The sequence below is a fragment of the Marinobacter sp. UBA2498 genome (genome assembly GCF_002341575.1).
In the GTDB taxonomy this organism is placed as follows: Bacteria; Pseudomonadota; Gammaproteobacteria; order Pseudomonadales; family Oleiphilaceae; genus Marinobacter; species Marinobacter manganoxydans.
The window spans coordinates 63544-69675 of record NZ_DDOI01000058.1; the positions used below are offsets into that span (position 1 = coordinate 63544).

A 6132-nucleotide genomic window follows, 5' to 3' on the forward strand; every position below is an offset into this window, starting at 1 on the left:
TACGCGGGACAATGGGTGAGATCTTCCGGTTCGAAATGATGTTCACAAATCGTGCATTGCACGAGCTGATGGTCAGTAGCGATGGGGACGAATGGCCGTGCTGTGTAGAAACGGCCACCGGTTTTCCAGGCGATCAGAGGCGCCATGATCAGCGCGACTCCCATGGCGATAAAATGGGACAGAGCCTCCGGATAAACGCCCAGTATGCCGGTGTGGCAGATGATGCCTACTACAGAGGCCGTCAGCATGGCACCAACCCCGACCGGGTTGATGTCGTACAGGTGGGCACGTTTGAACTCAATGTGTGCGGGACTAAGCCCCAGTGGTTTGTTGATCACCAGATCCGCCACCAGCGAACCAACCCAGGCAATGGCGACGATGCCATAGAAACCCAGGGTTTCCTCCAGCGCCCGGTAAACACCCAGTTCCATCACCAGAAGGGCAATGGCGACGTTGAAAAACAGCCAGACAACTCGTCCGGGGTGGCTGTGGGTGAGTCGCGAGAAGAAGTTGGACCAGGCGATGGAGCCGGCATAGGCATTGGTAACGTTGATCTTGAGCTGGCAAAGAATGACGAAAATGCCCGCCATCGCCAGAGAGACCTCGGGCGAATGGGTAATGTAATTGAAGGCGATCAGATACATCTGGGTGGGATCAGCCGCCTCCGAGGCGGTAACGCCCTGTTTCAGGGCAAGAACCGCAAGAAAGGAGCCCGCCAGGATTTTCAACATGCCGATCACAATCCAGCCAGGTCCGCCTGCCATAACGGCGGCCCACCAACGTCGCTTTTCCCGGGCATTGCGGGGTTCTGGAATGAAGCGCAGGAAATCCACCTGCTCGCCGATCTGGGCAATCAATGAGAACACCACAGCTGCCGCAGCCCCGAACATAACGATGCTGAAGCCACCGGAATCAACCGGGTTAAGTCCCTCGAACTGTGTCCAGTCGCTGACGGAAGAGGCATCGGCGTAAACAATGAAAACAAAGGGCACCAGTTGGAGAAAGATGAAGGCTGGCTGGGTCCAGACCTGGAATCGGCTGATCGTGGTGATGCCATGTATGACCAGTGGAATGATGACCACGGCACAGATCAGGTAGCCGAGAACCAGGGGAACCCCGAACAGCATTTCCAGCGCCATGGCCATGATGGCGGCCTCGATGGCGAAAAAGATAAACGTGAACGAGGCGTAGATCAGCGAGGTGATGGTGGAGCCAATATAGCCAAAGCCGGCACCGCGAGTCAGCAGGTCAATATCGACGCCGTAACGGGCCGCGTAGTAACTGATCGGGATGGCGGTGAGGAAGATCACCAGACTGACGGCCAGTATCGCGGCGACCGCATTGTCGAATCCGTAGTGGAGGGTAATGGAGCCGCCGATGGCTTCCAGTGCCAGAAAGGAGATGGCGCCCAGGGCTGTGTTGCTTACCCGGGCCGCGGACCAGCGCCGGGCACTCTTGGCGGTAAAGCGAAGCGCATAGTCTTCCAGGGTCTGGTTGGCTACCCACTGGTTGTAGCTGCGCCGAACCCGAAAAATATTCTGTCTTGCCGCCATGACTGCCTTGCCTTTGGTGTTTGAGTGCCCCGCGTTAGTGCAGCTTCAAGCTGAAATGCACCGGATGAGAAAGCCGGAACAATATCCGTGCCATAGACCGGTGCAGGAATGTTCTTCTTCTGCATGCCTGCGTTTTTAGCCTGTCCTGTTGGTTACAGGAATGCGTCAAATGACGTAGCGCGCTGGGGCGATTGCCGAATGGGCACCTGTACGGGTGCCGAGCAGAATGATTCTCGTGGGCACTGTGCTTTCGAAGGGAAGCGCGGATCCGGACTTCAAAAACTGCGAGGAATCACCATGGATACGACAGATCAAGCCGCCAACGGGCGGTCGTTCGGTAAGGGACTGGGGCTGAAAAAGAGCCTGATGACGCTGGCGGCTTCCGTCATGCTTGCGACGTCGGCACAGGCGGCAGTGCCGGCCACAGCAGAGGTCAACACGACTGGTCTGGCGGTGACGGATGACACCGTTACGGTCGGCATTCTGCACTCCATCACCGGCACAATGGCGATCAGTGAGATTGGCTCGGTTCAGGCGGAAAAGCTGGCTATTGACCAGATCAACGCCTCCGGTGGTGTCCTGGGCCGCCAGATTGAATTCGTTCAGGAAGACGGCGCCAGTGACTGGCCGACCTTCGCTGAAAAATCCCGGAAGCTACTGCGCCAGGACAACGTTGCTGCGATCTTCGGCGCCTGGACCTCGGCTTCCCGCAAGGCCGTTCTCCCGGTTATCGAGCAATACAACGGCATGCTCTATTATCCCACCTTCTACGAGGGTCTTGAGCAGTCGCCCAACGTGGTCTACACCGGCCAGGAAGCGACCCAACAGATTCTTGCCAGTATCGACTGGGCCGCAGAAACCAAGGGTGCCAAAAGCTTCTATCTGCTCGGATCGGACTACATCTGGCCCCGTACTTCGAACAAGATCGCCCGCAAGCACATCGAGGACAAGCTGGGCCTCAAGGTCTCTGGCGAGGAGTATTATCCGCTGGGTCACACCCAGTTCAACTCGGTGATCAACAAGATCAAGCTGCGCAAGCCGGACGTGATCTTTGCCTCGGTTGTCGGTGGCTCCAACGTGGCCTTCTACAAGCAGATGAAAGCGGCCGGTATCGATTTCACTGATGAGAAGCCCCTTCTGCTGACCATCTCCGTGACCGAGGACGAAATCCGCGGTATCGGCGGTGAGAACGTGGACGGCATCTACGCCTCCATGAAGTATTTCCAGAGCCTCGATAACCCCAACAACAAGGAATTTGTTGCGGCCTTCAAGGAAGCCTACGGCGATGACATGGTCATCGGTGACGTGACCCAGGCGGCTTATCTCGGCCCATGGCTGTGGAAAGCTGCGGTTGAAAAAGCCGGCTCATTCGACATCGACAAGATCCGTGAAGAATTCGCAGGCATTGAGTTCACCAAAGCGCCAGAAGGTTACGTGCGCATCCACGAAAACCATCACCTGTGGTCCAAGACCCGTATCGGCCAGGCTCAACCTGACGGCCAGTACAAGGTTGTCTACGAGACCGAAGAACTGATGGAACCGGACCCGTTCCCGGAAGGCTACCAATAAGCCCGGACTGCTGGCGCCCCCGGGCGCCAGCATCCGTTGCCTCTGAACACAAGATTAAGGGTTTGAAGGGTAAGTTGGTCTAAAGGGGAGTAAGGGTCATGTTTGATGGCTACACCAGCAGTGAGTTGATGTCGATATTTGCCATGCAGGGGTTTGCCGGGCTCTCCCTGTTTTCAGTGTTCGTACTGATGGCATTGGGCCTGGCCATCATCTTTGGTCAGATGGGGGTGATCAATATGGCCCACGGGGAGTTCATGATCCTCGGCGCCTACACAACCTACCTGACATCCGGTTTTTTCCAGTCCTATCTGCCGAGCCTGTTTGGCGGCTACTTCTTCGTCGCCATGGTTCTGGCTTTCCTGATTTGTGCTGCCCTGGGGGCATTCGTCGAATGGCTCATGATACGGCGACTCTATCACCGACCACTGGATACCCTTCTGGCCACCTGGGGTCTGAGCCTGATCATGCAGCAGGCTTACCGATCCATCTTTGGCGCCCGGGAAGTGGGTGTGGACCTGCCCGAGTGGATGATGGGGGCGATCCAGGTGACTGACCTGGTGGAGCTGCCCATCAACGGCTTGTTCGTGATGATCATCGCGCTGTCCATTGCCGTGGGCGTGTATTTCCTGATGTACCGATCCGGCTATGGCAAGAAAGTGCGGGCTGTGGTTCAGAATCGCCCCATGGCTGAAGCCGTTGGTATCAACAGTGCCGGTATCGACCGAGCCACCTTTGCTCTCGGGTGTGGCATCGCCGGCGTCGCGGGTGCTGCCTTCACCATGATCGGTTCCACCGGTCCGTCCTCTGGCCAGGCTTATATCGTAGACACCTTCCTGGTGGTGGTGTTTGGCGGTGCCCAGAGCCTGATCGGCACCATTGTGTCCGCCTTCGGTATATCCCAGGCCCAGTCCACCATGGAGTTCTTCCTCAGTGGTTCCATGGCCAAGGTGCTCACCCTGCTGGTCGTCGTCGGCATCCTGATGCTGCGTCCAGAAGGACTCATGGCCCTCAAGGTCCGTCGCTAGGAGATTGTCATGAAGAGTTCATCCCCATTGAAATGGTTTGCCACCCGCGAGGGACTGTATTACGTCGCACTGGCCGTGTTGCTGGTGGTGCTTTTGCCACTGGCGCTGGACCCATTCCGCCTGAACATGGTGGGCAAGTACCTGACCTACGCCTTTGTCGCCATTGGCCTGGTGATGTGCTGGGGCAAGGCCGGCATTCTCAGCCTGGGCCAGGGTGTGTTCTTTGGCCTTGGCGGCTACTGTATGGCCATGTTCCTGAAGCTGGAGGCCTCCACTCCGGAGGCCACCGCCATCCAGTCCACCCCCGGCATCCCGGATTTCATGGACTGGAACCAGCTCACCGAGCTGCCCTGGTTCTGGGAACCGTTCCACAGCTTCGCCTTCACCCTGCTTGCGGTGATCGGTGTGCCGGTTCTGCTGGCGTTCGTTATCGGCTTCGCCATGTTTACCCGGCGGGTGGGGGGCGTGTACTTCGCCATCATCACCCAGGCCATTGCCGCAATCCTGACGATCCTGATTATCGGACAGCAGGGCTATACCGGCGGTGTGAACGGCATTACCGATCTGCAGACGCTGAACGGCTGGGACATCCGCACCGATGAGGCCCGGACCATCCTGTACTTTGTCTGTGTTGGCATGCTGTTCCTCTGCCTGTTTGTGGCGCGCCTGGTCCAGAACCGGAAGCTGGGCCGCATCCTTGTGGCCATGAACGCCCAGGAAAACCGAGTGCGTTTTTCCGGCTATGACGTTGCCGCCTTCAAGATCTTCGTGTTCTGCCTGGCAGCGGCTTTTGCCGGCGTCGGTGGTGCCATGTTCACCCTGATTGTCGGCTTCATGTCGCCGTCGTTCATCGGCATCGTCGCTTCCATCGAGATGGTCATCTTCTGTGCCCTGGGTGGCCGGTTGTCCATCCTCGGCGCGGTCTACGGTGCCTTGCTGGTGAATGCCGCCAAGAGTGGCTTCTCGGAATCCTTCCCGGAACTCTGGCCGTTTGCCATGGGTGCGTTGTTTATCGGTGTCGTACTGGCCTTCCCGAACGGTCTGGCCGGCCTGTATCAGACCTACGTCATGCCTCTGGAAGACAAGATCTTCAAGCGCAACAAGGGTGCACAGCTGGAGGCCAAGCCCGCGGAAAAAGCCGCAGAGCCGAAGCCGACCGCTGAGAAGACTCCTGATTACGATCCGATGATCGATTCCTACAGCCCGGAGAAATCGTGATGAGTGCAGCCAAAAGCAAAAGTGGGGATTTCCTGCTGGCGGTCGAAGGCCTGACCGTGTCATTCGATGGCTTCAAGGCCGTGGATGACCTGTCCTTCTACCTCGATCCCAAGGAAATCCGGGTCATCATCGGCCCCAACGGTGCCGGTAAAACCACGGTTCTGGACCTGATCTGCGGCAAGACCAAGGCCACGTCCGGCTCCATCAAGTTTGACGGTAAGGAGCTTACCAAGCTCAAGGAGCACCAGATTGTTCACTCGGGTGTGGGCCGGAAGTTCCAGACCCCGTCCGTGTTCGAGGACCTGACCGTCTTTGAAAACCTTGAAGTGTCCTACCCAAAGGGACACAGCGTGATGGGCGCCCTGGGATTCAAGCGCGACGCGGAGGTGATCAATGCTGTGGAGGAGGTGGCTGAAACCATCTTCCTGACCGAGGCCCTGAATGAGCCGGCTGCATCGTTGAGCCATGGCCAGAAGCAGTGGCTGGAGATCGGCATGCTGCTGATCCAGAAACCGGACCTGCTGATGCTGGATGAGCCGGTAGCCGGGATGTCCGTCACCGAGCGCAAGAAAACCGCCGAGCTGCTGAGGGTGATTACCAGGGACCATACGGTATTGGTGATCGAGCACGATATGCAGTTTGTCGGTGATATCGCTGACCGGGTCACGGTCATGCATCAGGGCAAAGTTCTTTCCGAAGGGTCCATCGAGCACGTGAAATCGGACCCGAAAGTCATCGAAGTCTACCTGGGGCACTGATCATGCTGA

5 protein-coding genes are annotated in these 6132 nt (G+C 57.7%); 4 read left to right on the forward strand and 1 reads right to left on the reverse strand.

The features are described from left to right. Positions 1-1553 (reverse strand): purine-cytosine permease family protein (locus B2W52_RS07135; RefSeq protein WP_414673485.1); only part of this gene is annotated, 1553 nt, incomplete at its 3' end. A 297-nt stretch (positions 1554-1850) separates the two neighbouring features. Between B2W52_RS07135 and urtA the strand changes: the two genes are divergently transcribed. The 4 genes from urtA to urtD all read left to right on the forward strand — a co-directional run bounded on the left by urtA (position 1851) and on the right by urtD (position 6123). Beyond that, on the forward strand, positions 1851-3122 hold the full coding sequence (gene urtA, locus B2W52_RS07140; RefSeq protein WP_014578807.1) for an urea ABC transporter substrate-binding protein: 1272 nt from the start codon (positions 1851-1853) through the stop codon (positions 3120-3122). A 98-nt stretch (positions 3123-3220) separates the two neighbouring features. After that, complete coding sequence (gene urtB / locus B2W52_RS07145) at positions 3221-4147, forward strand: urea ABC transporter permease subunit UrtB (protein ID WP_014578806.1); 927 nt, start codon at positions 3221-3223, stop codon at positions 4145-4147. A 9-nt stretch (positions 4148-4156) separates the two neighbouring features. Next, entirely contained in the window at positions 4157-5365 is a 1209-nt protein-coding gene (gene urtC, locus B2W52_RS07150; protein WP_273072891.1) for an urea ABC transporter permease subunit UrtC, read from the forward strand. Then, on the forward strand, positions 5365-6123 hold the full coding sequence (gene urtD / locus B2W52_RS07155) for an urea ABC transporter ATP-binding protein UrtD (RefSeq protein WP_053113350.1): 759 nt from the start codon (positions 5365-5367) through the stop codon (positions 6121-6123). Before urtC ends, urtD begins: the two co-directional genes overlap by 1 nt. Positions 6124-6132: the final 9 nt, after the last annotated feature.